At 75.1% G+C, this 24,130-nt stretch carries 25 protein-coding genes and 1 tRNA gene; 15 read left to right on the top strand and 11 right to left on the bottom strand.

Annotated features, from left to right (window positions below; genetic code table 11):
- Window positions 1–33: 33 nt before the first annotated feature.
- A complete protein-coding gene (locus ACI78T_RS02915) occupies window positions 34–615 on the bottom strand; it encodes an HdeD family acid-resistance protein (protein ID WP_456556575.1) in 582 nt (193 codons plus the stop codon).
- Between the two features lie 114 nt (window positions 616–729).
- Between ACI78T_RS02915 and ACI78T_RS02910 the strand changes: the two genes are divergently transcribed.
- The 3 genes from ACI78T_RS02910 to ACI78T_RS02900 are packed head-to-tail and all read left to right on the top strand — an operon-like array spanning window position 730 to window position 3,151.
- Window positions 730–1,167 (top strand): hypothetical protein, encoded by a 438-nt coding sequence (locus tag ACI78T_RS02910; protein WP_456556574.1) that lies wholly within the window; start codon window positions 730–732, stop codon window positions 1,165–1,167.
- Window positions 1,161–2,600 (top strand): DUF2252 domain-containing protein, encoded by a 1,440-nt coding sequence (locus ACI78T_RS02905; protein WP_456556573.1) that lies wholly within the window; start codon window positions 1,161–1,163, stop codon window positions 2,598–2,600. The genes ACI78T_RS02910 and ACI78T_RS02905 overlap by 7 nt, the downstream gene beginning before the upstream one ends.
- A complete protein-coding gene (locus ACI78T_RS02900) occupies window positions 2,597–3,151 on the top strand; it encodes a potassium channel family protein (RefSeq protein WP_456556572.1) in 555 nt (184 codons plus the stop codon). The genes ACI78T_RS02905 and ACI78T_RS02900 overlap by 4 nt, the downstream gene beginning before the upstream one ends.
- Before the next feature lie 6 nt (window positions 3,152–3,157).
- Here the strand turns inward: ACI78T_RS02900 and ACI78T_RS02895 are convergent, their stop codons facing one another.
- Complete coding sequence (locus ACI78T_RS02895; RefSeq protein ID WP_456556571.1) at window positions 3,158–4,621, bottom strand: SHOCT domain-containing protein; 1,464 nt, start codon at window positions 4,619–4,621, stop codon at window positions 3,158–3,160.
- Window positions 4,622–4,757: 136 nt separating this feature from the next.
- On the opposite strand from ACI78T_RS02895, the gene ACI78T_RS02890 reads away from it, so the two are divergent.
- From ACI78T_RS02890 to ACI78T_RS02880, 3 genes are read left to right on the top strand one after another with little or no spacing between them, the layout of a single operon-like run.
- Window positions 4,758–6,761 carry a glycoside hydrolase family 15 protein gene (locus tag ACI78T_RS02890; RefSeq protein ID WP_456556570.1) on the top strand — a complete coding sequence of 668 codons (2,004 nt, stop codon included), beginning with the start codon at window positions 4,758–4,760 and terminating at the stop codon, window positions 6,759–6,761.
- Window positions 6,712–7,077: a carboxymuconolactone decarboxylase family protein gene (locus tag ACI78T_RS02885; RefSeq protein ID WP_456556569.1), complete on the top strand. Its 366-nt coding sequence runs from the start codon at window positions 6,712–6,714 to the stop codon at window positions 7,075–7,077. The genes ACI78T_RS02890 and ACI78T_RS02885 overlap by 50 nt, the downstream gene beginning before the upstream one ends.
- Before the next feature lie 48 nt (window positions 7,078–7,125).
- Window positions 7,126–8,544 (top strand): MFS transporter, encoded by a 1,419-nt coding sequence (locus ACI78T_RS02880; RefSeq protein ID WP_456556568.1) that lies wholly within the window; start codon window positions 7,126–7,128, stop codon window positions 8,542–8,544.
- Window positions 8,545–8,547: 3 nt separating this feature from the next.
- On the opposite strand, the gene ACI78T_RS02875 is transcribed toward ACI78T_RS02880, so the two are convergent.
- Entirely contained in the window at window positions 8,548–8,772 is a 225-nt protein-coding gene (locus ACI78T_RS02875; protein WP_456556567.1) for a hypothetical protein, read from the bottom strand.
- Window positions 8,773–8,995: 223 nt separating this feature from the next.
- Here ACI78T_RS02875 and ACI78T_RS02870 point away from each other — a divergent pair, with 223 nt between their 5' ends.
- Entirely contained in the window at window positions 8,996–9,379 is a 384-nt protein-coding gene (locus ACI78T_RS02870) for an SHOCT domain-containing protein (protein ID WP_456556566.1), read from the top strand.
- A gap of 25 nt (window positions 9,380–9,404) precedes the next feature.
- Window positions 9,405–9,998: an Rv1733c family protein gene (locus tag ACI78T_RS02865; protein WP_456556565.1), complete on the top strand. Its 594-nt coding sequence runs from the start codon at window positions 9,405–9,407 to the stop codon at window positions 9,996–9,998.
- 13 nt (window positions 9,999–10,011) lie between these two features.
- Here ACI78T_RS02865 and ACI78T_RS02860 read toward each other — a convergent pair whose 3' ends face one another.
- The 4 genes from ACI78T_RS02860 to ACI78T_RS02845 form a co-directional block, all read right to left on the bottom strand.
- The gene (locus tag ACI78T_RS02860) at window positions 10,012–10,521 is read right to left on the bottom strand and encodes a DUF6325 family protein (protein ID WP_456556564.1); all 510 of its coding nucleotides are present in this window, start codon (window positions 10,519–10,521) and stop codon (window positions 10,012–10,014) included.
- A 161-nt stretch (window positions 10,522–10,682) separates the two neighbouring features.
- The gene (locus ACI78T_RS02855) at window positions 10,683–11,126 is read right to left on the bottom strand and encodes a DUF7144 family membrane protein (RefSeq protein WP_456556563.1); all 444 of its coding nucleotides are present in this window, start codon (window positions 11,124–11,126) and stop codon (window positions 10,683–10,685) included.
- Between the two features lie 135 nt (window positions 11,127–11,261).
- Entirely contained in the window at window positions 11,262–11,591 is a 330-nt protein-coding gene (locus ACI78T_RS02850; RefSeq protein WP_456556562.1) for a hypothetical protein, read from the bottom strand.
- Window positions 11,592–11,690: 99 nt separating this feature from the next.
- Entirely contained in the window at window positions 11,691–14,390 is a 2,700-nt protein-coding gene (locus ACI78T_RS02845) for a LuxR C-terminal-related transcriptional regulator (RefSeq protein ID WP_456556561.1), read from the bottom strand.
- A 263-nt stretch (window positions 14,391–14,653) separates the two neighbouring features.
- Between ACI78T_RS02845 and ACI78T_RS02840 the strand changes: the two genes are divergently transcribed.
- The 6 genes from ACI78T_RS02840 to ACI78T_RS02815 all read left to right on the top strand — a co-directional run bounded on the left by ACI78T_RS02840 (window position 14,654) and on the right by ACI78T_RS02815 (window position 18,440).
- A complete protein-coding gene (locus ACI78T_RS02840; protein ID WP_456556560.1) occupies window positions 14,654–15,535 on the top strand; it encodes a hypothetical protein in 882 nt (293 codons plus the stop codon).
- Window positions 15,532–16,038, top strand: coding sequence for an RDD family protein (locus ACI78T_RS02835; protein ID WP_456556559.1), 507 nt, complete (start codon window positions 15,532–15,534; stop codon window positions 16,036–16,038). The genes ACI78T_RS02840 and ACI78T_RS02835 overlap by 4 nt, the downstream gene beginning before the upstream one ends.
- Before the next feature lie 96 nt (window positions 16,039–16,134).
- The gene (locus tag ACI78T_RS02830) at window positions 16,135–16,329 is read left to right on the top strand and encodes a hypothetical protein (RefSeq protein ID WP_456556558.1); all 195 of its coding nucleotides are present in this window, start codon (window positions 16,135–16,137) and stop codon (window positions 16,327–16,329) included.
- A gap of 28 nt (window positions 16,330–16,357) precedes the next feature.
- Window positions 16,358–17,008, top strand: coding sequence for a hypothetical protein (locus ACI78T_RS02825; protein ID WP_456556557.1), 651 nt, complete (start codon window positions 16,358–16,360; stop codon window positions 17,006–17,008).
- Window positions 17,005–17,166, top strand: coding sequence for a hypothetical protein (locus ACI78T_RS02820; RefSeq protein ID WP_456556556.1), 162 nt, complete (start codon window positions 17,005–17,007; stop codon window positions 17,164–17,166). The genes ACI78T_RS02825 and ACI78T_RS02820 overlap by 4 nt, the downstream gene beginning before the upstream one ends.
- A 41-nt stretch (window positions 17,167–17,207) precedes the next feature.
- Complete coding sequence (locus ACI78T_RS02815; RefSeq protein ID WP_456556555.1) at window positions 17,208–18,440, top strand: cation:proton antiporter domain-containing protein; 1,233 nt, start codon at window positions 17,208–17,210, stop codon at window positions 18,438–18,440.
- On the opposite strand, the gene ACI78T_RS02810 is transcribed toward ACI78T_RS02815, so the two are convergent.
- From ACI78T_RS02810 to ACI78T_RS02795, 4 genes are all read right to left on the bottom strand, one after another.
- Window positions 18,437–18,790, bottom strand: coding sequence for a hypothetical protein (locus ACI78T_RS02810; RefSeq protein WP_456556554.1), 354 nt, complete (start codon window positions 18,788–18,790; stop codon window positions 18,437–18,439). The two genes, ACI78T_RS02815 and ACI78T_RS02810, sit on opposite strands and share 4 nt — an antisense overlap.
- 72 nt (window positions 18,791–18,862) lie before the next feature.
- Entirely contained in the window at window positions 18,863–19,738 is an 876-nt protein-coding gene (locus ACI78T_RS02805; RefSeq protein ID WP_456556553.1) for a YhjD/YihY/BrkB family envelope integrity protein, read from the bottom strand.
- Between the two features lie 144 nt (window positions 19,739–19,882).
- The gene (locus ACI78T_RS02800) at window positions 19,883–21,550 is read right to left on the bottom strand and encodes a CocE/NonD family hydrolase (protein WP_456556552.1); all 1,668 of its coding nucleotides are present in this window, start codon (window positions 21,548–21,550) and stop codon (window positions 19,883–19,885) included.
- 147 nt (window positions 21,551–21,697) lie between these two features.
- A tRNA-Pro gene (locus ACI78T_RS02795) sits at window positions 21,698–21,771 on the bottom strand.
- Window positions 21,772–21,961: 190 nt separating this feature from the next.
- Here ACI78T_RS02795 and ACI78T_RS02790 point away from each other — a divergent pair.
- Window positions 21,962–24,121 carry an MMPL family transporter gene (locus ACI78T_RS02790; protein ID WP_456556551.1) on the top strand — a complete coding sequence of 720 codons (2,160 nt, stop codon included), beginning with the start codon at window positions 21,962–21,964 and terminating at the stop codon, window positions 24,119–24,121.
- Window positions 24,122–24,130 lie beyond the last annotated feature (9 nt).

Here is a 24,130-nt window from a genome sequence, read left to right as displayed (position 1 = left end):
GGGCGGCCGGCGCCCGGCGTCGTCGGTGGCGGGTCAGGCCGCCGCGGCGGCGTCGGCGCGCCGGTCGCCCCGCCAGAACGCGGAGACGAGCAGCAGGACGCCGAACACGGCGATCTGCGCGCCGAGGATCAGCGACAGGACGAACACGGTGGCGTCGGGCCAGGCGATGGCGAGGACACCGACGAGGACGTTGACCGCTCCGGCGAGCGCGAGCCAGCCCCAGCCGGCGATCTCCTGGCGCTCGACGACGGCCAGTCCCACGCGGGCGGCCCCGTGCACGATCAGGGACAGCCCGGTGATGAGGACCAGCGTGTAGAGCGTGATCCCGGGCCAGGCCACGGCGAGGACGCCGCCGACCACGAGGACCGCGCCGAGGGCGACGGACGCCGTCCGCCGCTTCTCCGCGTCCCACCCGACGGCCACCTCCAGCAGGCCGCCGACGACGAGGGAGAGCCCGAGCAGGAGCGCGAGCGTCCGTGCGGCAGCGACCGGGTCGAACAGCAGGACCACGCCGACGACCAGGGCCGCCACGCCGAGCAGCCCGACCACCACCCGGGTGCCGGAATGCCGTGACGGCGTCGCGTGCGCGTAGGGGCTGGAGACGTTCGCGGTCATCCCGGTTCCTCCCGACGTGCGGACACCTGCTGCGAGGCTCGTCCCCGCGGCCGCCGGCGACCTCATCCCCCGCGGATGACGCACGGCGCCACCTGTGACGGGCACGGTCGGCGCATGCGGACGTGGGTGGTGGGGCTCGCCGTCGTGGTCGCCGGGCTGTGCGGCTGCTCGTCGTACGGGGACACGGCGACGACGGCGGCCACGACGGGCGACCAACCGTCGGCGACGCCGGACCTGTGCCGGTCGGCCGACGCGCTGCGGACCTCGCTGACCGGCCTGAGCGCGGGCCGGGTGGTCTCGGAGGGGACCGACGCGCTGGCGGAGCAGTGGTCGGTCGTGCAGGACTACTGGGCGCAGCTGGCCGACGACGCCCGGAGTTCCTACTCCGAGGAGGTCGACGGCGTGCAGGCCGACGCCGACGCCGTCCAGTCGGCCGTCACCGCGGCGACCGGCGACCCGTCCGCCGCGACGCTGGCGACCGTGGCGTCGACCCTGGAGGCCTTCCTCCAGGGCGCCGGCGCCTTCCTGGACGAGGTGGGCTCGACGTGCTGACAGTGGACCGGCCGAGGCCGGCGCAGGACGGGAAGGCGCGGTCGTCCCGGCCGACGCCGAAGGAGCGGCGCGCCGCGGGCAAGGCGCTGCGCGCGACGGTGCCGCTGGAGTCGCAGGCCGCCGTCCCCCCGGCCGGCCCGGGGCGCGACCCCGTGGCGCTGCTGGAGGAGCAGGCCGCCGCCCGGCTGCCGGAGCTCCGGCCGATCCGCTACGGGCGGATGCTGCAGTCCCCGTTCGCGTTCTACCGGGGCGCGGCGCGGGTGATGGCCGCGGACCTGTCCCGCAGCCCGCGGGCCGGCCTGACCGTGCAGATGTGCGGAGACGCGCACGTGTCGAACTTCGGGCTCTTCGGCTCGCCGGAGCGCCGGCTGGTCTTCGACGCCAACGACTTCGACGAGACGCTGCCGGGCCCCTTCGAGCACGACGTCAAGCGGCTGGTCGCCAGCCTGGTCATCGCCGCCCGCGAGAAGGGGCTGCGGCGCAAGGAGCGGCACGCCGTGGCGGTCGCCGCGGGCGCGCGGTACCGGCGCGCGATGGCCGAGTTCGCCGACGCCCGGGAGCTCGAGGTCTGGTACTCCCACGTCGACGCCGACCAGCTCCAGCAGCGGCTCGCCGGTCAGCTGGACGCGGGCGCCCGGAAGCGCCTGTCCCGGGCTCTGGAGCGGGCACGCACGCGGGACACCCTCCAGGCCTTCGGCAAGCTGACCGAGGTGGTCGGCGGGCGGCTGCGGATCCGGGCGGAGCCGCCCCTGCTGGTCCCCCTGCGCGACCTCCTGCCGGCCGACGAGGAGCGCGACCTCGAGTCGGCCTTCCGCGGCATGATCCGCCAGTACCGGTCCTCGCTGCAGGCCGACCGGCGCAGCCTCCTCGAGCGCTACTCCTTCGTCGACATGGCGCGGAAGGTGGTCGGGGTGGGCAGCGTGGGCACCCGGTGCTGGGTCGTCCTGCTGACCGGCCGGGACGACGACGACCCCCTGCTGCTGCAGGTGAAGGAGGCCGCGGCGTCGGTGCACGCCGAGTTCGTCGGCCGGAGCCGGTACGCCAACCAGGGGCAGCGGGTCGTGGCCGGCCAGCGGCTGATGCAGCAGGCCAGCGACATCTTCCTCGGGTGGCAGCGGACCACGGGGATCGACGGGGTCGAGCGGGACTTCTACGTCCGCCAGCTGCGGGACTGGAAGGGCGCTCTCGAGATCGGCGAGCTGCGCCCGGAGGGCCTGCGGACCTACGGGGAGATCTGCGCGTGGTCCCTGGCACGGGCCCACGCCCGATCGGGCGACCGCATGGCCATCGCGGGGTACCTGGGCTCCTCGCCGGCGTTCGAGCACGCGGTCGCGGACTTCGGCGAGGCGTACGCCGATCTCACCGACGACGACCACCGCGCGCTCGCCGACGCCGCGGCCTCCGGCCGGGTCGAGGCGCGCGCCGACCCGTGAGCGACCCCGAGCCGCCGGCGCCCGGGCGCCGGCCGCTCGTCCTGGGGCTGGTGCGGACGGCGCTGACCGTTCTCGTGGTCCTGGTCCTGTACGCGGTCCTCCCCCTCGACCGCGGCTTCCGGGCGGGCGGGGTGTGGCTGGTGGCCGGGCTGGCCGGCATCGGTGTGCTCGTCGGGTGGCAGGTGCGGGCGATCGTCCGCGCTCAGCACCCGGCGCTGCGCGCCGTCGAGGGCATGGCGCTGTCCCTGCCGCTGTTCCTGGTGTTCTTCGCCGCGTCCTACGTGCTCATGTCCGGATCGGACCCGTCGCACTTCACCGAGCCGCTCGACCGGACCGACGGCGTCTACTTCGCCGTGACCGTGTTCGCCACCGTCGGGTTCGGCGACATCGCGCCCGTCGGCGAGGCGGCACGGGTCGTGACGACGGTGCAGATGGTCGCCGACCTGGTGCTGATCGGGCTGGTGGTCCGGCTCTTCCTCGCCGCCGTCGAGCGGGGGCGCCGACGGGCGGCGGACCTGCGGGACGCCGGTTCGCAGCACCCGTCCCGCTGAGCTCCCTCAGACGCCGAGCAGGCGGCTCTTCTCGCGGGTGAACTCCTCCTCGGTGAGGACGCCCGCCTCCCGCGCCTCCCCGAGCCGGACCAGCAGGTCGAGCCGGCCGCTGAGCGTCGACATCACCGCCGGGGTGAGGGCCGCCGGCACCAACGGCTCGGGGCCGTTGGATCCCCGCGGGACCGGCACGACCCCGTGGACCTCGGCCGACGTGGTCGCCGGGGGTGGGGTCGCCGAGGGCGCCTCGGTCGCAGCGGCCGCCGGCGCACGACCCCTCAGCCAGTCGAGGGCGATCAGGTACAGCCCGACCAGTGCCGCGATCCAGATGAGGACCGACAGGGTGGGGGCCGGCCAGAGCAGCAGCACCAGGACACCGACCGAGATCCCCGTCCACCGCGCCGGCCGGTAGTGGTCGCGCACGAGGACCCCCACCCGGGCCGACCGCTCCGGCACGTCCAGCCCGTCGGCGAAGGCCCGGCTCCACGTCGCGACGCGACGGGTCCACGATTCGCTGCTCGCCGGGGTGCCGTCCGCCGCGGGGGCGGCTGCGGCTTCCTCGCGCCGCAGGCGCAACTGGGTCCGCGCGGACCCGACACCGCGCCGGACACCGGCGACGAGGCCCAGCCGACCCCACACGAGGGTGAGGACGACGACGAGCAGCGCGGCGGCGAACACCCACAGGATCCACACCCGCAGGTTCTGCGCGAACACGTCGTACGCGGCACCCAGGGCGTCCCGGTTCTCGGGTCGCGCCTGGAGGACGAGCTGTCCGCGAGCGAGGCGCAGGGTGAGCAGGACGAGCACCGCCAGCACGGCCACGGTGACCGACCAGCCGCGCAGGGTCGCCCGCCGGTGCCGCGAGACCCCGAGCGCGCCGGCCAGGGTGGCGAGGGCGAGGAGGCCGAACCACCACCAGACCGACTCGAGCAGGTCGACCGCGTCGTAGATCTGCGGGGCCTCCGCCGGCGTGAGGAGCGTGACCCCCGCGTCGTCCGGGAGCAGGTCCAGCACCTGACCGGCGAGCCCGTCCTGGAGCGATGCGGGCACCCGCTCCTTCGCCATCCCCAGGGTGAACTCGACCGCTTCCCCGTCGACCAGCTGGTCGTGCGCCGAGGTGAGCGCCGCCTCCGTCAGCGGGCGGAACGGGTCGTTGCTGAGCAGCCGCTGGACCCCGGCGGACACCACGGACTCGATGCCGCTGGTGATCGTCGGCTCGAACCGCTGGAGCCGCGGCGGCAGGGCCTCGACGACGCCGTCGACAGCCCCGGTGACCTCGTCGTTCCCCATGACCGTGGCGGTGACCTGCTCGGTGATGCGCGCCTCCACCTCGGGGAGATCGATGACCTCCTCCACGTTGCCGACGAACACCTGCGTGTTCACGACGTTGCGCCGGGTCCAGAGCGACATGCTGGCGAGCACGACGGAGATCGCGCTCACGAGGACGAGCAGTCCGACGGCGAAGCGGCGCATGACCTCTCCCCTCCCGTGGGGCAGGCGGGCGCGGCGCCCGGCCGACCGGCGACCCAGACTCGTCGCCGGGCGTCCGCGGCTCATCACCCGCCGGGGATGAGGTGGCCGTCGGCCTCCCGGCGTCACGGTCGCCGCCATGACCCAGACAGCCATGACCCAGACACCCACGCTCGAGACCGCGATCGCCGACCACGGCATCATCGGGGACCTGCAGACCGCCGCGCTCGTGACCACGGACGGGTCGATCGACTGGTTCTGCTTCCCCCGCTTCGACTCCCCCAGCGTCTTCGGGGCCCTGCTCGACGACGAACGCGGCGGCCACTTCCGGATCCGCCCGACGGGCGCCGACTACACCAGCAAGCAGATGTACCTCCCGGACACCGCGGTGCTGGTCACCCGCTTCTTCACCGCCGAGGGGCTCGGCCAGGTCGTCGACTTCATGCCGCCCGCCGAGGGGGCGGCCACCGATCGCCACCGGCTGGTCCGGCTGGTGCACTGCGTCCGGGGCCGCATGACGTTCGGTGTCGACGTCGCACCACGGTTCGACTACGGGCGGCGCCCGCACCGCACCGAGCTCACCGCGACCGGCGGCGTGTTCCGTGCCGGCGGGAGCGAGCTGACCGTGCACCTGGTGCGCGAACCGGACGACGAGCGGCTCGCGCGCGTCACGGTCGACGCGGACGACGACGACGTGCACGCGACGCTGGACCTCGCCGCCGGCGACGTGCGCGGCCTGGTGCTCGAGACGGCGGCGGACGGGCCACCGCGCGAGATCCGCTCTGCCGAGATCCAGCAGATGGTCGACCAGACCGTCGCCTTCTGGCGCTCGTGGCTGGCCGGGTCGACCTACCGTGGCCGCTGGCGGGAGATGATCAACCGCTCCGCGATCACCCTGAAGCTGATGACCTATGCGCCGACGGGCGGGCTGGTGGCGGCGCCGACGGCGGCGTTGCCCGAACAGGTCGGCGGCGAGCGGAACTGGGACTACCGCTACACCTGGGTGCGGGACTCGTCCTTCTCCGTGCACGCGCTGCTGCACCTCGGCCTGGTCGACGAGGCGGCCCAGTTCGGCTCCTGGCTCGGCGCCCGGATCCGCGAGCGCAAGGACAGTGCCACCGGGCCGCTCGACATCATGTACCGCATCGACGGCTCCTCCGATCTCGCGGAGGACGTCCTCGACCAGTGGCGGGGCTACCGCGGCTCGGCACCGGTGCGCGTCGGCAACGGTGCCGCCGAGCAGCTGCAGCTCGACATCTACGGCGAGGCCATCGACGCGCTCTACGCCGGCGTGCGCGCCGGGCTACCGGTCCCCTACCAGGGCTGGCAGGCCATGCGCGCCGTCCTCGACTGGCTCGCCGACAACTGGGACCAGCCCGAGGAGGGCATCTGGGAGACCCGAGGGGGCCGGCAACCGTTCACCTACGGCCGGCTCATGTGCTGGGTGGCCTTCGACCGGGGCATCCGGCTCGCCGCCGAACGCGGGCTGCCCGCTCCCGTGGCGCGCTGGACCACCGAGCGCGACGCCATCTACGAGCAGATCATGCAGCGCGGCTTCCACCAGGGCCGCCAGGCGTTCGTCCAGCACTACGACACCGACGTCCTGGACTCGGCCCTGCTGCGCATGCCGACCGTCGGGTTCATCGACGGCCGCGATCCCCGCTGGCTCTCCACCCTTGCGGCCATGGACGACGAGCTCGTGACCGACAGCCTGGTCTACCGCTACGACCCGGAGGCGTCGCCCGACGGGCTGCGGGGGTCGGAGGGGACCTTCTCGCTGTGCACGTTCGCCTACGTCGACGCGCTGACGCGCGCCGGGCGGGTCGAGGACGCACGCAACGCCTTCGAGAAGATGCTGACCTACGCCAACCACGTCGGGCTCTTCTCGGAGGAGATCGCCCTGACCGGGGAGCAGATCGGCAACTTCCCCCAGGCGTTCACCCACCTGGCGCTGATCGACGCCGCGATCAGCCTGGACGCCGCGCTCGACGCCGGCGCATCTGCGGGTCCTCGTCCCGAGCGGGTGAGGACGGCAGGCCGCCCGGTTCGCGACGCTGGGGCGTCGCCCGTCCCCCCCGTCCCCAGGAGCAGCCATGACCCAGACCGCGCCGGAGAACTCGCTCAGCCGGATCGCAGCCGGTGACGCGCCCGTCCTCGAGACCCTTCTCGCGATGAACCTCGACGCCGCGGAGCGCTCGGGGCTGGACCCGGACACCTACCTGGCCGTGAGGCTGGCCGCCCTCGTCGCGATGGATGCGGCACCGGTGTCCTACCTCATCACCCTCGGCGCGGGCGCGGAGGCGGGCCTGACGGTCGAGAAGGCGCAGGCGGTCCTCGTCGCGATCGCTCCCGTGGTCGGCAGCGCGCGCGTCACGGCGGCCGCCGGCGCCATCGTCCGCGGTGTCCTGGGTGCCGAGGCGCTCGCCGACGCCGCCGTCCCCCAGCAGCGCACCCAGTAGCAGCCGCCGCGTCGTCGCCCGGCGCCGATCCCGGAAGCGGAGACCACCATGACCAGGACCGGTGCCGGCGGCGGCACGGCGGTGGCGACGGCGGGCGCCGTCGTCCTGCCGCTCGCGCTGGCGCAGTTCATCGCCAGCTACGCCGCGTCGAACATGAACGTGGCGATCAGCACCATCGCCGACGACCTCGGCACCGACGTGACCGGGATCCAGACGACGATCACGCTGTTCACGCTGACGATGGCTGCGCTGATGATCCCGGGCAGCAAGCTCACCGACATCTGGGGCCGGAAAAACTGCTTCATCCTGGGGCTGCTGGTCTACGCCGCCGGCGCCCTCCTCGCGTCGGTGTCCCAGGGGCTCGGCCTGCTGACAGTCGGCTACTCGCTGCTCGAGGGCGTCGGCTCCGCGCTGCTGATCCCGCCGATCTACATCCTGGTCACCGTCTACTTCGAGGACGTCAAGACCCGCGCCAAGTGGTTCGGCGTGGTCAGCGGCGCCGCGGGGCTCGGGTCGGCCGCCGGGCCGCTGATCGGCGGGCTGATCACCAGCTACGTCAGCTGGCGCGCGTCGTTCCTCCTGCAGGTCCTCGTCGTGCTGGTCATCGCCGTCCTGGCGCGCCGGCTGCCCGACCCGCCGCGCACCGGCGCCCGCCCGCACTTCGACCTCGTCGGCGCGGTGCTCTCCGCGGCCGGCCTCTTCCTCGTCGTCTTCGGCATCCTGCAGACCAGCTCCGTGGGCTGGGGCGCGGCGCGGGTCTGGGTCCTCGTCGCCGCCGGCGTCGTCGTCCTCGCCGCGTTCTTCCTCTACGTCAGCCACCGGGAGCGGACCGGCCGGACGCCGCTGGTGTCGCCGCAGCTGTTCCGCAACCGCACGTCGAACCTCGGGTTGCTCACCCAGAACGTGCAGTGGCTCGTGCTGCAGGGCGTCTTCTTCGTGATCTCGGTGTTCCTGCAGCAGGAGCGCGGCTACTCGGCGATCCAGACCGGCCTGATGCTCGTGCCCGCCACGATCGGCATCCTGACGTCGTCCGCGATGGCGCAGCGCATGGCCAGCCGCCACCCGCAGCGGCTGCTGGTCCGGGCCGGCTTCACCACGACCGTCGTGGGGATCGCCCTGCTCCTCCTGCTCGCCCGCGAGGACTCCGCCGTGTGGACCTTCTGGCCCGGCCTCTTCCTCATGGGCTTCGGGGTCGGCGCCATGCTCACCGCGTCGGTCAACGTGGTGCAGTCGGCGTGGCCGGAGGAGGTGCAGGGCGACATCTCCGGGGTCTCGCGCAGCGTGTCGAACCTCGGGTCCTCGCTGGGCGTCGCGATCGCCGGCTCGGTGCTCGTCGCCGCGACGACCGCCGGCAACGCCCCGTTCCTGACCGCGATCGTCGTGGTGGGCGCCTTCGCCGTCGTCGGCTGGGTCGCCGCCCTGCTCCTCCCCCACCAGCACGAGGACCGGGCGCCGGCCGCCGCCTGACGGTCAGGCGAGGGGGCCGGACTGCTCCGGGGTCGTCCGGACCTCCAGGAGGTCCAGCCCCAGGGCCCGCAGCCGCTGCAGGATGCCGTGGAGCCCCGGCTGGTCCGTGGGCTCGGTGCGGAGGATGGTCAGCGGCGGCTCCTGGCCGAAGTCCGTCGCGCCGATCTCCTCGAGCAGCGCCGTGGGGACGGGACCACGCACCCTGAGCTCGTACACCTGTCCTGGCATCTGCGCGCTCCTCCTGGTTCGGCGCCGGCCGTCGTGTTCCCGGCCCGTGCTGGAGCACCCCGGAGCCTCGTCGGGCGGACCGACGCACGCCTCCCCCTCGCCGGATGAGGCGGTGCCCGCGCCCGCCCGGGCGGCGGCGCGGTCATCCCCGCCGGACGACGACCACGGGCCGCGCGGACGTGATCCTGACGGGAGGAACGTCCCCCGTCCCGGGAGGTGGACCATGATCACCGCGGCCGACGACTACCCGCTGGTCGACCTGCTGTGGACCTTCGTCCTCTTCTTCTCGCTGATGGTCTACTTCTGGCTGCTCATCACCGTGTTCGGCGACCTGTTCCGGCGGCACGACCTGTCCGGCTGGGCGAAGACCGGCTGGATCGTCCTCGTGTTCGTGCTGCCGCTGATCGGCTCGCTCACCTACCTGGTCACGCAGGGGCGCGGGATGGCCGACCGCGACGTCCGCCGAGGGCGCTACGGGACGGAGGTGTCGGTCCCCGCGCCGCGCTCCCGGCCGGTGGACGAGATCAGCCGGGCGAAGGAGCTGCTCGACCGCGGTGCCATCAGCCCCGAGGAGTTCGAGCAGCTCAAGCGGCGGGCCCTCGTCTGACGCCGGGCGCCGAGCGGGCCGGGCCGTGAGCAGGGCGAGGACCGGGCTGCTGCGCCGGTTCACCCTGGGGGCCGGGCCGTCGGCACGTCCGTCCGACCGGCTGCAGCTGGCCGGCCGCCTCGTGGTCGCCCTCTCGGTCCTGGCCGCACCGCCGCTCGCGGTGGCGACGGCGTCGGCCACGACGGAGCACTACGCGGCCCTCTCCGCCGCCCAGGCCGCGGAGCGCTCCGAGGTGCGCGCCGTCCTGCTCGAGGACGCACCGGCGCCGACGGCGGCCGAGGTCGAGGCCGGGGACCTCTCCTCCGCCGCCCGCGCCGTCTGGACCGCGCCCGGCGGGTCGGTGCGGGAGGGGGCCGTGGACGTCGGGCCCGGCACCCCTGAGGGAACCGCCGTCCTGATCTGGGTCGACCGGGACGGCGATCCGACGCAGGCTCCGCTGGACGCGGACGACATCCCGGCGGCGGCGACGGCGAGAGCGGTGCTGGTGCTCGTCGGCCTGCCCCTGGGCGCCGGATTCGCGCACGCCCTGCTCTGCACCGCCCTGGACGCCGTCCGCGAGAACCGGTGGACGCGCGAGTGGGCGGTGGTGGCCCCGCGGTGGACCTCCGAGTTCCGCTGAGCGGACCCGGGGGTCAGCCCATCGGCTCAGCGGACGTGCGCGGGGCGACGACGGAGGTGCCGTCCTGCTCCTCGAGCGCGTCCAGCGTCGCGACGAGCTCCTGCACCGGGATGTGCCCCGCCGCCACCAGCCGCCCGCCGGAACGCCGCACGGCCGCGGCGAACGGCGCGGCCCAGACGTTCTCGTAGACCAGCACGCCGGCCGCGGTGCCGGGGTCCAGCCCGGCGGCGACCTCGGCCACGTCGTCCGGGCCGAGCAGGCCGGACGTGGCCCCCTCGAAGAGCACCGCCTCGAGCACCTTCATGCGCTCCAGGTCGACCTGGGTGAGCGTGGTGACCGTGCCGTCGGCGTCCTTGCGGAGGAACACCAGGTCCAGGATGCGGATGATCCCCCGGTCGACGAGGTCGACGAGCAGCGGCAGGGCCTCACCCGTCATCCGGTCGGTCGGGAAGGCCAGGACGACGTAGTCGACCGGCCCCATCTGGTCGAGGTCGGCTGACTGCTCGAGGCCTGCGGTGGTCATGGCTCCTCCAGGGGGACGATCCGGACGGCGCCCACCGTCGCGGAGCGCCCCGGCCGCCGCGTCACCCCGCGCGGACGAGTCGCCGGACGGCGCCGCGGCGCCCGTCCCGCCGGGCGCGCAGCACCGACGGAACGGGCGCCGCGGAGCGGCGGCCGGCGGGATCAGTAGGTTCCCTTGAGCTCCCGGCCGTGGACGATGATCGCGTAGATCACGATGACGTCGATGGTGATCATCAGGACCGACCACACCGGGTAGGCCGAGATGAACGCCAGGTTCGCCAGGGCGCTGAGCGAGGCCACGATGACGCCCAGGACGCGCGCCGCCGTGTTGCCCGCCAGCAACCCGACACCGACGACGACCCCGACGACGCCGATGATCAGGTGGACCCAGCCCCACGTGTTGTAGTCGACGTCGACGACGAGCCCGTCGGGGCGGACGAGGTAGAACCCGTCGTCGAAGAGCGCCACCAGGCCTTCGACCGCCTGGAACGCGCCGAGCATGATCATCATGACGCCGGCGAAGACGATCCAGCCGGTCCACCCCGACGGTTCGGCGTCGTACCGCCGTTCCGCCTCGGTGTACCCGCGGTGCGAGGTGTCGGTCATGTCCGTTGTCCTCCTAGCTCCGGACCCCGTTCCGGCCGCCCCGGGAGCGGCGACGTGCGGCCGGGGTCCCCGTGCTGTGCAGCGTGGCGACGGCGCCGCTCCGCGGCATCGTCCGCACCGAATGAGCGCGGGCGGTCAGCGGGCCGCGCGCGGGCCCCCGCGGCGGAAGGGCAGGACCTCCCCGCGGGTCGGCGGAGCCGGCTCACGGCGGGCGGGCACGGCCGGAGCCCCGGGCGGCGGACCGGACGGCGGATCGGGGCACCGGCGGATCTCCAGGATCTGCACGCGGCTGTCGGTCAGCTGCCGGATGACGTCGGCCAGGTCGCGGTCGGCCGGGATGCGGAACCGGTACACGGTGTCCCGCGGCACCGGGGTCGGGCTCACCGCGACGCCGAACGTCGCGAGCGCTGCCGGGCTGACCAGCGTCCCGACGCGGAGTTCGAACCGCTCCCGAGCCAGCTCCATGGACGTCCTCCCTCCCGTCGCGGGAACGCGCCGTGCCCGCCCCGCTGACGGTGCCCGCTCACGACGGGGCCGTGCCTCGTCCGCCGCGCATGACGCCGCTCAGAGGAGCCCGCGTTCGCGTGCCCTGCGGACCGCCTGGTAGCGCCGGCTCACCGCGAGCTTGCGCAGGATGCTGCGGATGTGGGTGCGCACCGTGTTCACGGAGATGAACATGGCCGCGGCGATCTCCGCGGTGGACAGCATGTCCGCGAGGTGGCGGAGCACCTCCATCTCCCGCTCGCTCAGCGCCTCCAGCACCTGCGGGCCCTCGGGCGCCGGGCTCCGCCGCGTCACCGTCGGCCCGCCGTCGCGGGGCCGGGGCACCTGCCCGCTCGACGGGTTGAGCCAGGCCCCGGCCGCCTGCAGCCGGGGACTGGTGCGCAGCAGCCGGCGAGCCTGCGGAGGGGTGTCGACGAACGGCCAGCGCATCAGCTCCGGGCAGGCGCGGTCGAGGGCCGCCGCCAGCTCCTCCACCGCCGCGGCCGAGCGGCCCTCCTCCAGCAGCTGGCAGGCGCGGACCACCGACCACTCGACCGCCCCGGCGAGCGGGGCCGAGGGCTCGGGGCCGCCCCGCACCTCGGTGCTGGTCTCCCCCGCGAGCAGGTCGACCGTCGCGTGCAGGCGCCGGCCCCACGGCTCGTCCTCCCCGCTGTCGCGGAGGATGGCCAGCCCCTCGGCCACGTGCCCGCGGGCCACCGCGAGACGGACCACCTCGCCGACGACCTGCTCCGCGATCCACCGCGGGAGGCGGGGGCCGCGCAGGTGCGGGAGCAGGGCCTGCTCGGCCGCGTCGTACTCGTGCCGCAGCCGCAGCTGCTGGGACTGCAGCACGGCGGCCAGCGGGTCCACCGGGACGGCGCACGGGCCGCCCGCCCGGGCCCGCTCCCGTGCCCTGGTCAGCCACTCGCGGGCCTCGGCCAGGCTGTAGCGGCGCAGGTGGACCCAGGCGAGCGCCGTGGCCGCCGCCGGGTCGGGGACCGTGGCGGCCGCGCTGTCGGCGGTCCCCTCCACCTCGGCTTCCGCGGCGAGCTCCGCCGCGCGCGTCAGGTGCCCTTCCAAGGCCTCCAGGAGGGCCAGGCTGCCGAGTGCGCGCAGCCGCAGCCGCCGGGCACCCGCCGCCTGCGCCGCCGCGGCGGCGGCGCGCATCCGCACGAGCAGCTCCGGCAGCGGCCGGTCGGCCCGCAGCGCCGCGGCCGCCCGCAGGGCCTCGAGGAGCACCGCGCAGTCCCGGCGGGCCCGCGCCTCGCCCTCGGGCAGCAGGGCGACCAGCCCGGCCACCTCCTCGACGCGACGGAGGGCCGCTTCGGGGTCGGGACCGGCGCCCTCCTCCGCGACGAGGCGGACCAGGCCTGCCGAGATCCGCAGGACGAGCCGCTCGTCGTCGGCTCCCGCCGTCCTCGCGATCTCGAGGTCGGCCGGGTCGGCGCGGCCGCCGGCGGCGAGCGCCACCGCCAGCCGGAGGACCGCCGCCTCGGTGCCCCGCAGCCCGGCCGGCAGGTTGCGGACGCTCCGCAGGAGCGGGTCGGTGCCGTGCGCGAGGAGCCGGGCGACGGACAGGTCGTCGATCAGCAGGCGGGTGACGAAGGACCAGTCGTGGGCGGCGGTCGCGTGCGACAGCGCCTCCAGGGGGCGACCGGCATCGGCGTACCAGGTCGCGCAGGTGCGGTGCAGGCCGGCCAGCTCCGCCGGGTGCTCGAAGGCCAGCTGGGCCTGGAGCATCTCCCGGAACAGCGGGTGGACGACGAAGCCGCCCGGTGTGCCCGGCGCCTCCTCGACGAACGCGTTGGCGTGGGCCAGGCCGGCCAGGACGCGCCGGACGTTGCGGCGGCCGCAGAGCCGGTCCACCAGGTCGGGCCAGAGCTCCGCGGTCACGCTGGTCCGCAGCAGGACGCGGCGGACGCCGGCCGGCTGGTCGGCGAGGACCTCGGCGAACAGGTACTGGGCGACGCTCCCGTCGTCCCGGGCGAGGGAGGTGACCAGGCGATCCGGCGGCACCCCGTGCTTGAGCGGGGCCGCGGCGAGCCGGAGACCCACGGCCCACCCCGTCGTCTGGGGGCGGTGGTCGCGCGCGACCTCCGCCGTCACGGGCACACCCATCGCGGCGAAGAGCTCGAGGGTCTCGTCGGCCGTGAAGCCGAGCTCGTCGGTGCGGATCTCGCCCAGCGTCCCGGCGACCCGGTACCGGTGCAGCGGCAGGAGCGGGTCGGCGCGGGCGCACAGCACGAGCCGGAGCCGGCTGCCCGCGAGCTGGACGAGGAGGTCCAGCCCCGCCAGGAGGCCGCGGTCGGAGAGGTGGTCGGCGTTGTCGAGCACCAGGACGACGGGGTGGTCACCGGCCACGACGTCCGCCGCGAGCCGGGCCACCGACCAGCCGGAGGACTGCTCCCCCGTCGCCGTCACCGGGTCCTCGGACACGGCGACGCCGGCACCCGCGAGCGCCGCCACGACGTAGCCCCAGAAGACGGCGGGGTCGTCGTCGAACTCGTCCAGGGTCAGCCACGCGACCGGCTGGCCCGCCCCCCTCGACTGCCGCCAGGAGTCGGCCAGCACGGTCTTGCCGGACCCCGCCGGGCCGCTGAGCAAGGTGACCGGGCAGTGCCGCACCTCGGAGGTGAGCCGGTCGAGCAGGCGCCGGCGCGCGACGGTGGCGTGCACCACCTCGGGCGGGGCCAGCTTGGCCGCCAGCAGCGGCCGGGCCACGTGCGGCGGGGCCGGCCGGGTGCGCCCCGGCAGGCCCTCCGCGGTCGACGGGCTCGTCATGCCATTCCCCCTCGCTGCGCGACTCCGCCGCCTCCCGCACTCCTTCGTCCCACGGCCGGGTCTCGGGCTCCGCTGCCAGCCTCGTGACCCGGACCGCGACAGGTCAGGGCCGAAGGTCACTTGCGTGGTCATCCGAGCACCGACCGCGGCCGGCAGGCTCACCCGTTCCGGATGAGGGAGCGGCCCGCGGAGTGCCCGATCCTGGGCACCCACGGACCGGGAGGCCGCATGGGTCGGGTAGCTGGCGGCGCGCCGTCGTGGCCGTGAGCACGGAGGGCCCGCCCCCCGGGCGCCTCCGGCCGCTCCCGCCGCCGCGTCCGGGCCGTTCCCCCGCGCGGCCGGCGGACGTCGTCGACGCGGCGGCCGCCGTCGTCACCGTCGCCCTCGCGCTCCTCCGCTACGCCGGCGGGACGGCGGCGCGAGGACGGCGGCGCGTCGCGCGGCGGCTGCGCGACGAGCTCCCCGGACGGGTGGCCGGCGCCCTCGCCCATCCGGTGGCGGCGACGGTGCGCGCCCTCGGCACGGCTGCCGACGACGTGGTCCCCGGGCTGACCCGGGCGGTTCTCGCCCGACTCGACGTCCCGGCCCTCGTCCGCGACTACGTGGACCTCGACCGGCTCGCGGCGATGCTGGACGTGGACGCCGTGGTCGCGCGCGTCGACCTCGACGCCGTCCTCGCCCGGGTGGACGTCGACGCCGTGGCCGCGCGGCTGGACCTGGACGCGGTCGCGGCCCGGCTCGACCTCGACACCCTGGTGGACAAGGTGGACGTGGCCCGGGTCGTCGACCGCATCGACCTGGACGCGGTCGCGGCCGGCCTCGACCTCGACGCGGTGGTCGACCGCGTGGACGTCACCCGGGTGCTCGACCGGGTCGACGTCGACGGGGTGGTCGAGCGGGTCGACCTCGACCGGGTGATCGCGCGCACCGACGTCGCCGGCATCGCCCGCTACGTCGTGCGCGAGATCGACCTGCCGGGCCTGCTCCGGGCCTCGACCGGCACGGTGACCTCGGACATGGTGCGCAGCGTGCGGGACCAGGGTGTCGACGCCGACCGCGCGGTGGAGCGCGTGGTCGACCGGCTCCTGGGACGACCGGGACGCCGCACGGCCACCAGCGGCGGCGAGCGGGGCGAGCCGCGGTGACCACCGCTGACGGCACCCGGCGCGACGGGACGGCCGCCTACCCCTGGCACGACCCACGGCCGGTGCGCGCGGACACCCGGGGGGACGCGCGGGGTGCGCGGGCGGGGCTGGTGACCCGCTCCCTGGCCAACGTCGCCGACCTCGCGCTCGTCGTCCTGCTGGTCGCCGGTGGGTACGCCGCCGTCGCCGCGACCCGGTTCCTCCTCGGGCCGACGTCCTTCCGGTTCCCCGCCCCGCACTGGGCCGCGCTGCTCCTCGTCGGGCTCGGCGTCCAGGTGCTCTACTTCGCGGTCACCTGGGCGGTGGTGGGCGCGACCTACGGTGACCGGCTGATGGGGCTGCGGGTGACCGACGACCGGGGGGCCCGCCTCGGCTGGGGCCGGTGCGCCGTCCGGGCGGTGCTGTGCGCCCTCGTCCCGGTGGGCCTGCTCTGGGTGCTGGTGAGCGGCGAGAACCGGTCGGCGCAGGACGTGCTCCTGCGGACGTCGGTCGTCTACGACTGATCCCCTCCCGGCTCGTCCGTGCGGGACGATGCCCGGGGCCCTCGACGACGGCAGGCTGCGGGCCGGACACCACCCCTCCCACCGCGGAGGTCCGCGATGACAGCGCCCGCGCCGCCCCGGGACGGCTTCGACGTGCTCGACCAGCTGATCACCGAGGCCCTCGTGGAGCTGCGGTCGGCCCGGATCACCTCGCGGCACGAGGGCGGCAGCCGCAACCGGGACGTCCAGGCACGGGCCGAGGAGCACCTGAACGCGCTCCTCGAGTACCGGTACGCCGCACAGCGCAGGTGACCGACGACGACCCGACGGAGGACGCACGATGACGAGGACCCCGGACCGGACGGCGCTGCCGGAGGGCATGCCCGTGCTGGCGCGCGGCAGCCATCGCAACCCTGCACGGGGCGCGTGCTTCATGGAGTACACGTCGCTGCTGGCCGGTGAGCCGTTCACGGACGAGCCGCGCTGCGTGGACGAGGAGCTCGCGGCGATCCTGCGGGCCGCCAACGACAAGCTCTCCGATCGCGACCGGCCACGGCTCGCCGAGCTGCTCGGCCGCGCCATCGGGCTGACCGTCGAGCCCCCGGAGCCGGGCAGGCCGCCGGGCCGCGGCGCCGAGGCGCGCCGGCAGCGGCGCGCGGCAGTGGCCCGCTACGACGAGCAGACCGCGCTGCTGCACCGGGCCGTGGCCCGCCGGTTCGTCGCCGCGCTGGACCCGCCACCGCCTCCTCCGTCGTTCCGGTACGGCGCCGGCGGCGAGCTGTTCTGGCTGTTCTGGGACTCGCTCGACCGGCCCCGCGGGCGCTCGCCCTCCGACGCCCACGTCCGGCAGCTGGTCGCCCGGCTCGACCTCCTGCACGACTGCTACGAGCAGGCGATGGACGAGCTCGGTCTGCCCCGGCCGGGTCGCCCGGGTGTCGGCGTCCCGGGGACCGTCGCCGCCCACCCGTCCGCGCCAGGAGGCACGCCGTGACCACGGCCGGCGCGCGCTCCCGCGCGTCCGGGGGGCCGCCGGACGAGGGCGAGGACCGGGACGACTACAGCCCGGCCCTCGCCGCCTGGGCGCTGCTGGTCACGCTCGTGGTCCTCGCCGGTCTCGTCGCCGCCGTCTGGGGGCTGCGGGGGCTGTGAGCGTGCCCCCGGCGGGGCGGTAGGCGGCCGTGGAGGCGGCCGTGCTCGTCGTCGCCACCGCGGTGTTCCTGTGGGGTGCGGGGTCCGCCCGGCTGCAGCGCGCGGACCTCACCGCTCCCATGGCCTTCGTCGCGGTCGGGGCTCTCCTCGGTGCCACCGGGGTGGTCGGCTCCGCCGACGTCGTGCCGGCACTGCGTCCGCTGGTGGAGATCACGCTCGTCTGGGTCCTGTTCTCCGACGCGGCGCGCGTCCCGCTCGGCGAGCTGCGCTCGGATGCCGCCCGCTGCGTGCGCCTCCTCGCGATCGGCCTGCCGCTCACCGTGCTGGCGGGGTGGGGCCTCGCCGCCTGGCTGGTCCCGGGTCTCGGCGTCTGGACGGCGCTCCTGCTGGGTGCCGCGCTGGCCCCCACCGATGCCGCCCTGGGCGTCCCGGTGGTGACCGATCCGGCGGTGCCCGCGGACGTGCGCCGGCTGATCACCGTGGAGAGCGGCCTCAACGACGGCATCGCCACCCCGGTCGTGCTGATCGCCCTGGCGGGCGCGGCGTCCGCGGCCGGTCTGGCCGACGCACCCGGCCTGCCCGAGGCGCTGCTCCAGCTGCTGGTCGGGGCCGGCGCCGGCCTGGCCGTGGGGGCGGGTGGAGGGCGGCTGCTGCGCCGCTCGCGCGAGCGCGGCTGGGCCGCCGAGGGCTTCGCCGGGATCGCCGTGCTCGCCCTCGCGCTCGCCGCCTACGGCGCCGCTCTGGCCGCGCACGGCAACGGCTTCGTCGCCGCCTTCTGCGCGGGTCTGGCCTTCGGCGCGACGGCGGGACCGCGCGGGCCGGCCGAGCTGGCGTTCACGGAGCAGACCGGCACGCTCGTGTCGCTGCTCGTGTGGACGGCCTTCGGCGCCGTGGCGGTGCCGATCATGGTCGACCGTGCGTCCGCGTCCGCCGTCCTGTACGCCGTCCTCAGCCTGACCGTGGTCCGGATGGTGCCCGTCGCGCTGGCCCTCGCCGGCGCCCGGCTGACCCGCGCCACGGTGGCCTTCGTCGGCTGGTTCGGCCCCCGCGGGCTGGCGTCCCTGCTCTTCGCCCTGCTCGCCTTGGAGGAGCTGGGCCCGGCGGCGGACGAGGTCGTCGCGGTCATCGCCCTCACGGTGCTCCTCAGCGTCGTGGCGCACGGGGCGAGCGCGGGACCGCTGGCCGCCCGCTACGCGCGGGCGGCGCCGGCACCGACCACCACCGGGTCCCGCACGGGGACCCACCGCCACCGGCCCCGCGGCCGACGCGGCTAGCGGCCGTTCCGCGGCCGCGGGTCGTCGGCGTCGCGGGCGACGTGCCAGGCCGCCACCGAGGAGGTCAGCTCGACCGACAGGTGGACGAGGGACCGGTCCTGCCACGGCCGGCCGTCGAGCGCCCGGACCAGCGCGTCGACGCGCCCGTCGCCGGCCTCCACCGGCTCGAGCTCGTCCGCGTCGCCGATGTCGGCCCCGGGGAGACCGGAGAGGAAGGCGACGACGCTGTGCCGGTCCATCGCGCCCACGGCGCGCCTGGCCAGCATGTGGTCGGAGAAGTCCCGCCAGGGGTGGGATGCCAGCGCAACGGCGACCGCCGCTGCCGACTCTCCGATCGGCGACCGGTCCACGTGGGCTCCTGCTCGTCTGCTCGGTCGCCCTCGGACTGGACTGGACCGCTGATCCGCTCGCGGATCGCAGGGTCAGTACCCCGCAAGACCGCTTCCACTCGGGCCGGCGCCGGGTGCCTGCCGCCCGGCTCCCGCGGGAACGCGCAGACCGCGCCGGACGCGACGTGCCCAGGGCGCCTCGAACCGGTCGAACTCGGAGGCCACCGCCGTCGAGGCGACCACCACCAGCGCGATGGCGAGCAGCCAGCCGATCAGGGCCAGCGTGACGCCGAAGAGCCCGTAGCGCTCGCTGTAGGACTCGAGCAGCGGCGGCATGTACACGGTCGAGGCGGCGCCGTAGACGCTCGTGCCCACAGCGGTCAGGGCGCCGCCCGGCACGAGCCGCCGCCAGCCGATCCGGCGGTGCAGCAGCAACCACGGGAGCGTGGTCCAGACGACGAGGCCGGCGACCAGGGACGCGGGCACCTGCAGGCCGGGGCCGGCCAGCGCGCGCGCTCCGGACAGCACGGCGATCCCGGCGACGAGCACCGCGAGGCCCAACGCCGCGTCGATCGCGTGCCCGACCCCGGGAGCGGCGTCCAGCCGCCATGCCTGCAGGTACATGCGCTGGATCCGGCGGGCCAGGGAGAACCCGGAGAAGAGCAGCAGCGACGCGCTGGCCACTCCCAGCGAGGCTGCCCCCGCGTGGGCGAAGAGCGCCTCCACCGCGTCGGCGGAGTCACCCCGCAGCTCGAACCGCCGGATGATCGCGCGCGCCACGACGTCCCGTCGACCGGCCGGGGCCAGGGCCGACACGAGCAGCAGCAACGGGATGAGCGTCGTGAAGGTCTGCGACGAGAGCACCACGGCGCGATCGAGCCCCTGGATCGCGACGAACTGCCGGAGGCAGCGGCCGGGGAACGAGCCCTCCAGCCGGCGGGCCGTCGTGCGGAGGTCCGGGCCTCTCACCGTGGGCGCTCCTCCCCTGCCGCGCCGCCCGGGAGGCGGCCCCCGCGGCCGGCCACGAGCCGTCGCAGCGACCGTAGGGACGCCCGTCGCCGCCTCGACCCACCCGTTCCGGATGACCGCGGGACCCGCACCGCGGGCGGGAGCTCAGCGCGGGGGCAGCACCGGCACCAGCAGGTGGGAGTCGAACCGGCCGCCGGTGTGGACCACGTTGCGGCCCACGTTCACCGTCTGCGCGTGCCGGGCGAACGTGAGGTGCTCGGGGTAGCGCATGACGTCGCTGCCCTGGACGACCAGGAGCAGCTTCTCCCCCGCCTCGAAGCGGGTGCCCGACGGCCAGACCTCGATGTCCACCCGGGTCGGTTCACCCGGGGTGAGCGGCAGCTCCCGCTGGTGCGCCAGCACCGGCATGTGGTCGGTGGACCGCTCGGGGTCCAGTTCCCGGTGGGACACCCGCAGCCAGCCGTTGGCGACCGGGCCGTCGTCGAACTGCCCGTAGTACGCGAAGCCGACCTGCCGGCCCTGCGCGTCGAGCTTGAACAGCGCGACGAAGACGTCCATGTCCTCGGCCTCGTCGGCCGAGACCCACAGCGCCGCCTTCACGTGGCCGACGAGCTCGACGGCCTCCGGGAACGTGATCTCGAAGGTCGCCCGGCGGGGCGCCAGGCCGCTGCCCAGCCCGTCGTAGCCGACCTCCTCCTCGTCGCCCGGCGGCTCCCAGCTCAGCGAGCCGTCCCCGGCCCGCAGGAACAGCTGCCGGTACTCCACGTCCTCGAGCGGCCACTCCTCGGCGTCGCGCCAGGTGCCCTGGTAGTAGGCCTCGCGCACCTCGGCGCGCACCCGCGGCCAGGAGTCGATCCCGGTGTCGGGCTTGTCGAGGAGGAAGTGGTCGAAGAAGGCCCGCTGGCGCTCGATCAGCTCGGGCTCGTAGTAGTACGCCCACTTCTTCCGGCCGTGGACGTCCAGCCACTTGCGCTCCGAGGAGATCCGGCGGAAGCCCTCGAGCGTGCCGCGGGAGTGCAGCCCCTGGTCGGCCCAGCTGGCGACGACGTAGGCCGGCACCCGGATGTCCTCCAGGGGCGGCACCTTGGACGCCCAGAACGCGTCGAAGAACGGGTGGGCGGCGGTCTCGGCCTCGAGGTCCTCGATCTCGGTGGTGCTGGCCCCCCACCGCTCCCAGATGTAGGGCCAGAACGAGGTCTCGGGGATGCCGCCGTGCCGAGCGACCTCCCGGTAGGTGTCGTTCCACCCCTCCCACGGGTTGATCGCCGCCAGGTGCGGCGGGTTCAGCGCGGCCACCCGCCACTGCAGGCTGGCCAGGTAGGAGACCCCGGAGAGCCCGACCCTGCCCGCGCTCCAGGGCTGCGTGCCGGCCCACTCGACCAGGTCGGCGAAGGCCTGCGCCTCCTCCGGCGCGTGGTAGGTGGCCCGGCCCTCGGAGTACCAGGTGCCTGGGCAGTCGGCGAGCACCAGCGCGTAGCCGTGCGGCAGCCAGTACTCCGGATCGGGCGCCTCGAACGTGGTCAGGTCCGAGGTCCACTCCGGCCGGACGCCGGCGTTCGGGTAGATCTGCCCGATCGGGGCCGGGTTGTGCTTGCCGTAGGGCGACCAGCTGATCAGCGGCGCCGCAGGGACGTCGGTGTCGGGCCGGTAGACGTCGACGTAGAGCACGTGGCCCTCGTCGCCGAACGGGACGGCGACGTCCCGCTCGATCACCATGCCCGGGCGGTGCTCCACGCGCGGCTGCGGTGGGCGGCCACCGCGCGACTCGGGGGTGCTGCGCGGTGCGCGGAACAGGTACTCGAACTCTGCCAACGCCGGAGCTCCTCAGCCGTCGGGGCGCCCTCGGCGCCGATGGCCCGGACGCTACGGCCGGCCGGTCCCAAGCGCGCCGCCGGGGCCGGGCCAGGACGAGATCAGGGGCCGCGCCCGGATGTCCGGACACGGCCCCTGCCTGCGCTGTCGGGCTGACAGGATTTGAACCTGCGACCCCTTGACCCCCAGTCAAGTGCGCTACCAAGCTGCGCTACAGCCCGCGTGCCGCTCCGTCCGGATCGGACGTTCGACCGCCCGAGAAGGTTACCGCACCGCTCTCCGCTCCTCGCCGCCCCCCGGACCGTTCGCAAAGCCGGTGACAGCTCCCCCCGGCCGTCGATAGCGTCGCGGCACGGGGGTTCCACCGCGCAGCCGAGCGCGGACGCCAGTGGGGTGCCGGAGGTCTCCGTCATGGGCAGGTCGTTCGCGTCGAAGGTCAGCCATCCACGCCTGAAGTGGGTGGTGCTGGTCTTCTGGCTGGTGCTGGCGGGGGTCTCCACGCCGCTGGCCGCCGGTCTCCTCGACCAGCAGGACAACGAGATCTCCTCGTGGCTGCCGGGAGACGCCGAGTCCACGCTCGCGCTGGAGCAGCAGATCGCGCTCGGCTCCGATCCCGACGTCGTCCCCGCCGTGGTCGTCTACGAGCGCTCCGACGGGCTCACCGCCGACGACCTCGCCGCCATCCAGGACGACGTCGTGGCCTTCGGGAGCACCGAGGGGCTCGAGGGAGAGGTCGTCGGGCCCATCCCGTCGGAGGACGGGCAGGCGGCGGAGGTCATCGTCCCCATCGACCCCGGCGCGGACGGCTGGGAGGCGATCGCCCCGATCGTCGACGACCTGCGTGCGGAGGCCTCCGACGGACCGGACGGGCTCGACTCCTGGGTGGCCGGTCCGGCCGGCAACGCCGCCGACTCCTCCGAGGCCTTCTCGGGCCTGGACACGACCCTGCTGTTCGCGGCCCTGGGCGTGGTCGTCCTCATCCTGCTGGTCACCTACCGCAGCCCGGTCCTGTGGATCCTGCCGATCTTCTCGGCCGTCATCGCGCTGCAGTGCTCGCAGGCGCTCATCTACCTGCTCGCCCGGTACGCCGACCTGACCGTCAACGCCCAGAGCGCCAGCATCCTCACCGTCCTGGTCGTGGGCGCGGGCACCGACTACGCCCTGCTGCTGGTCGCCCGCTACCGCGAGGAGCTGCGGCTGCACGCCGACCGGCACGAGGCCATGACGGAGGCCGTCCACCGCGCCGGACCCGCGGTGCTCGCCAGCGGCGGCACCGTCATCCTCGGGATGCTGTGCCTGCTGGCCGCGGACATGAACTCGACCCGGGGCCTCGGGCCCGTCGCCGCCATCGGCATCGCGGTGACCCTCGCGGTGCTCATGACCCTCCTGCCGGCGCTCCTGGTCATCTGCGGCCGGTGGGTGTTCTGGCCGGTGCGGCCGACCCTCGGCAGCGCCGAGCCGAGCGCCTCCGGCTTCTGGTCGCGGATCGGCACCCGCATCCAGCCGCGGCCCCGCGTCGTCTGGGTCGGGACCAGCGCGGTGCTGCTGGTCGCCTGCCTGGGGCTGTTCACCCTCAACGCGAAGGGCCTCACCGCGGCCGAGTCGTTCCGCGGCACCCCGGAGTCGGTCGCCGGCGACGAGGTGGCGGCCGAGCACTTCCCCGCCGCGGCGGGCAACCCCGTGCACGTGCTCACCACCGCCGACGACGCGGACGAGGTCGCGGCGGCCGTCGCGGCGAACGACGGCATCGCCGACGTCGCCGAGCCGCAGGTCGTCGGCGACGACGCCATCATCGAGGCCGAGCTCGCCGACCCCGCCGACAGCGAGGCCGCCTACGACACCGTCCGGTCTCTGCGGGTCCAGCTGGACGACGTGGGTGACGGCCAGGCCCTGGTGGGTGGGAACACGGCCATCAACCTCGACGTCCAGACCGCCTCGCAGCGCGACAACCGGGTGATCATCCCGCTGGTCATGCTGGTGGTGCTGCTGGTCCTCGGCGTGCTGCTCCGGGCCGTCGTCGCCCCGCTCATCCTCGTGGCGACAGTCGTCCTGTCCTTCGGCGCGGCGCTGGGGATCAGCGCGCTGATCTTCGACTGGACGATCGACGTCAGCGCCACCGACAGCGCGTTCCCGCTGTTCGTCTTCGTGTTCCTCGTCGCCCTGGGCATCGACTACAACATCTTCCTGATGACCCGGGTGCGGGAGGAGGCGCACGACCACGGCACCCGGCGGGCGGCGCTGATCGCGCTGGCGGCCACCGGCGGCGTCATCACCTCGGCGGGGCTGGTGCTCGCGGCGACGTTCGCGGTGCTGGGCACGTTGCCGCTGACCTTCCTCACCCAGCTGGGCATCGCGGTCGCCCTCGGGGTGCTCCTGGACACCATGGTCGTCCGCTCGGTGCTGGTCACCGCGCTCAACCTCGACGTCGGCCGGTGGATGTGGTGGCCCAGCAGGCTGGCGCAGCACCGGGACGAGCCGGGGTACGTGCGGCACCCCGGGGCGGACGGCGCGCAGGTGCCGTCACCGCGGAGCGACCAGGACGCCGCCCAGGACGTCCGGCCGGGGGGCTGAGGGTCGCCG

It is taken from the genome of Blastococcus sp. SYSU D00922 (assembly GCF_054050495.1).
Note: the sequence above shows the minus strand (reverse complement) of the source record. Positions and strands in the feature narration are given on the sequence as shown.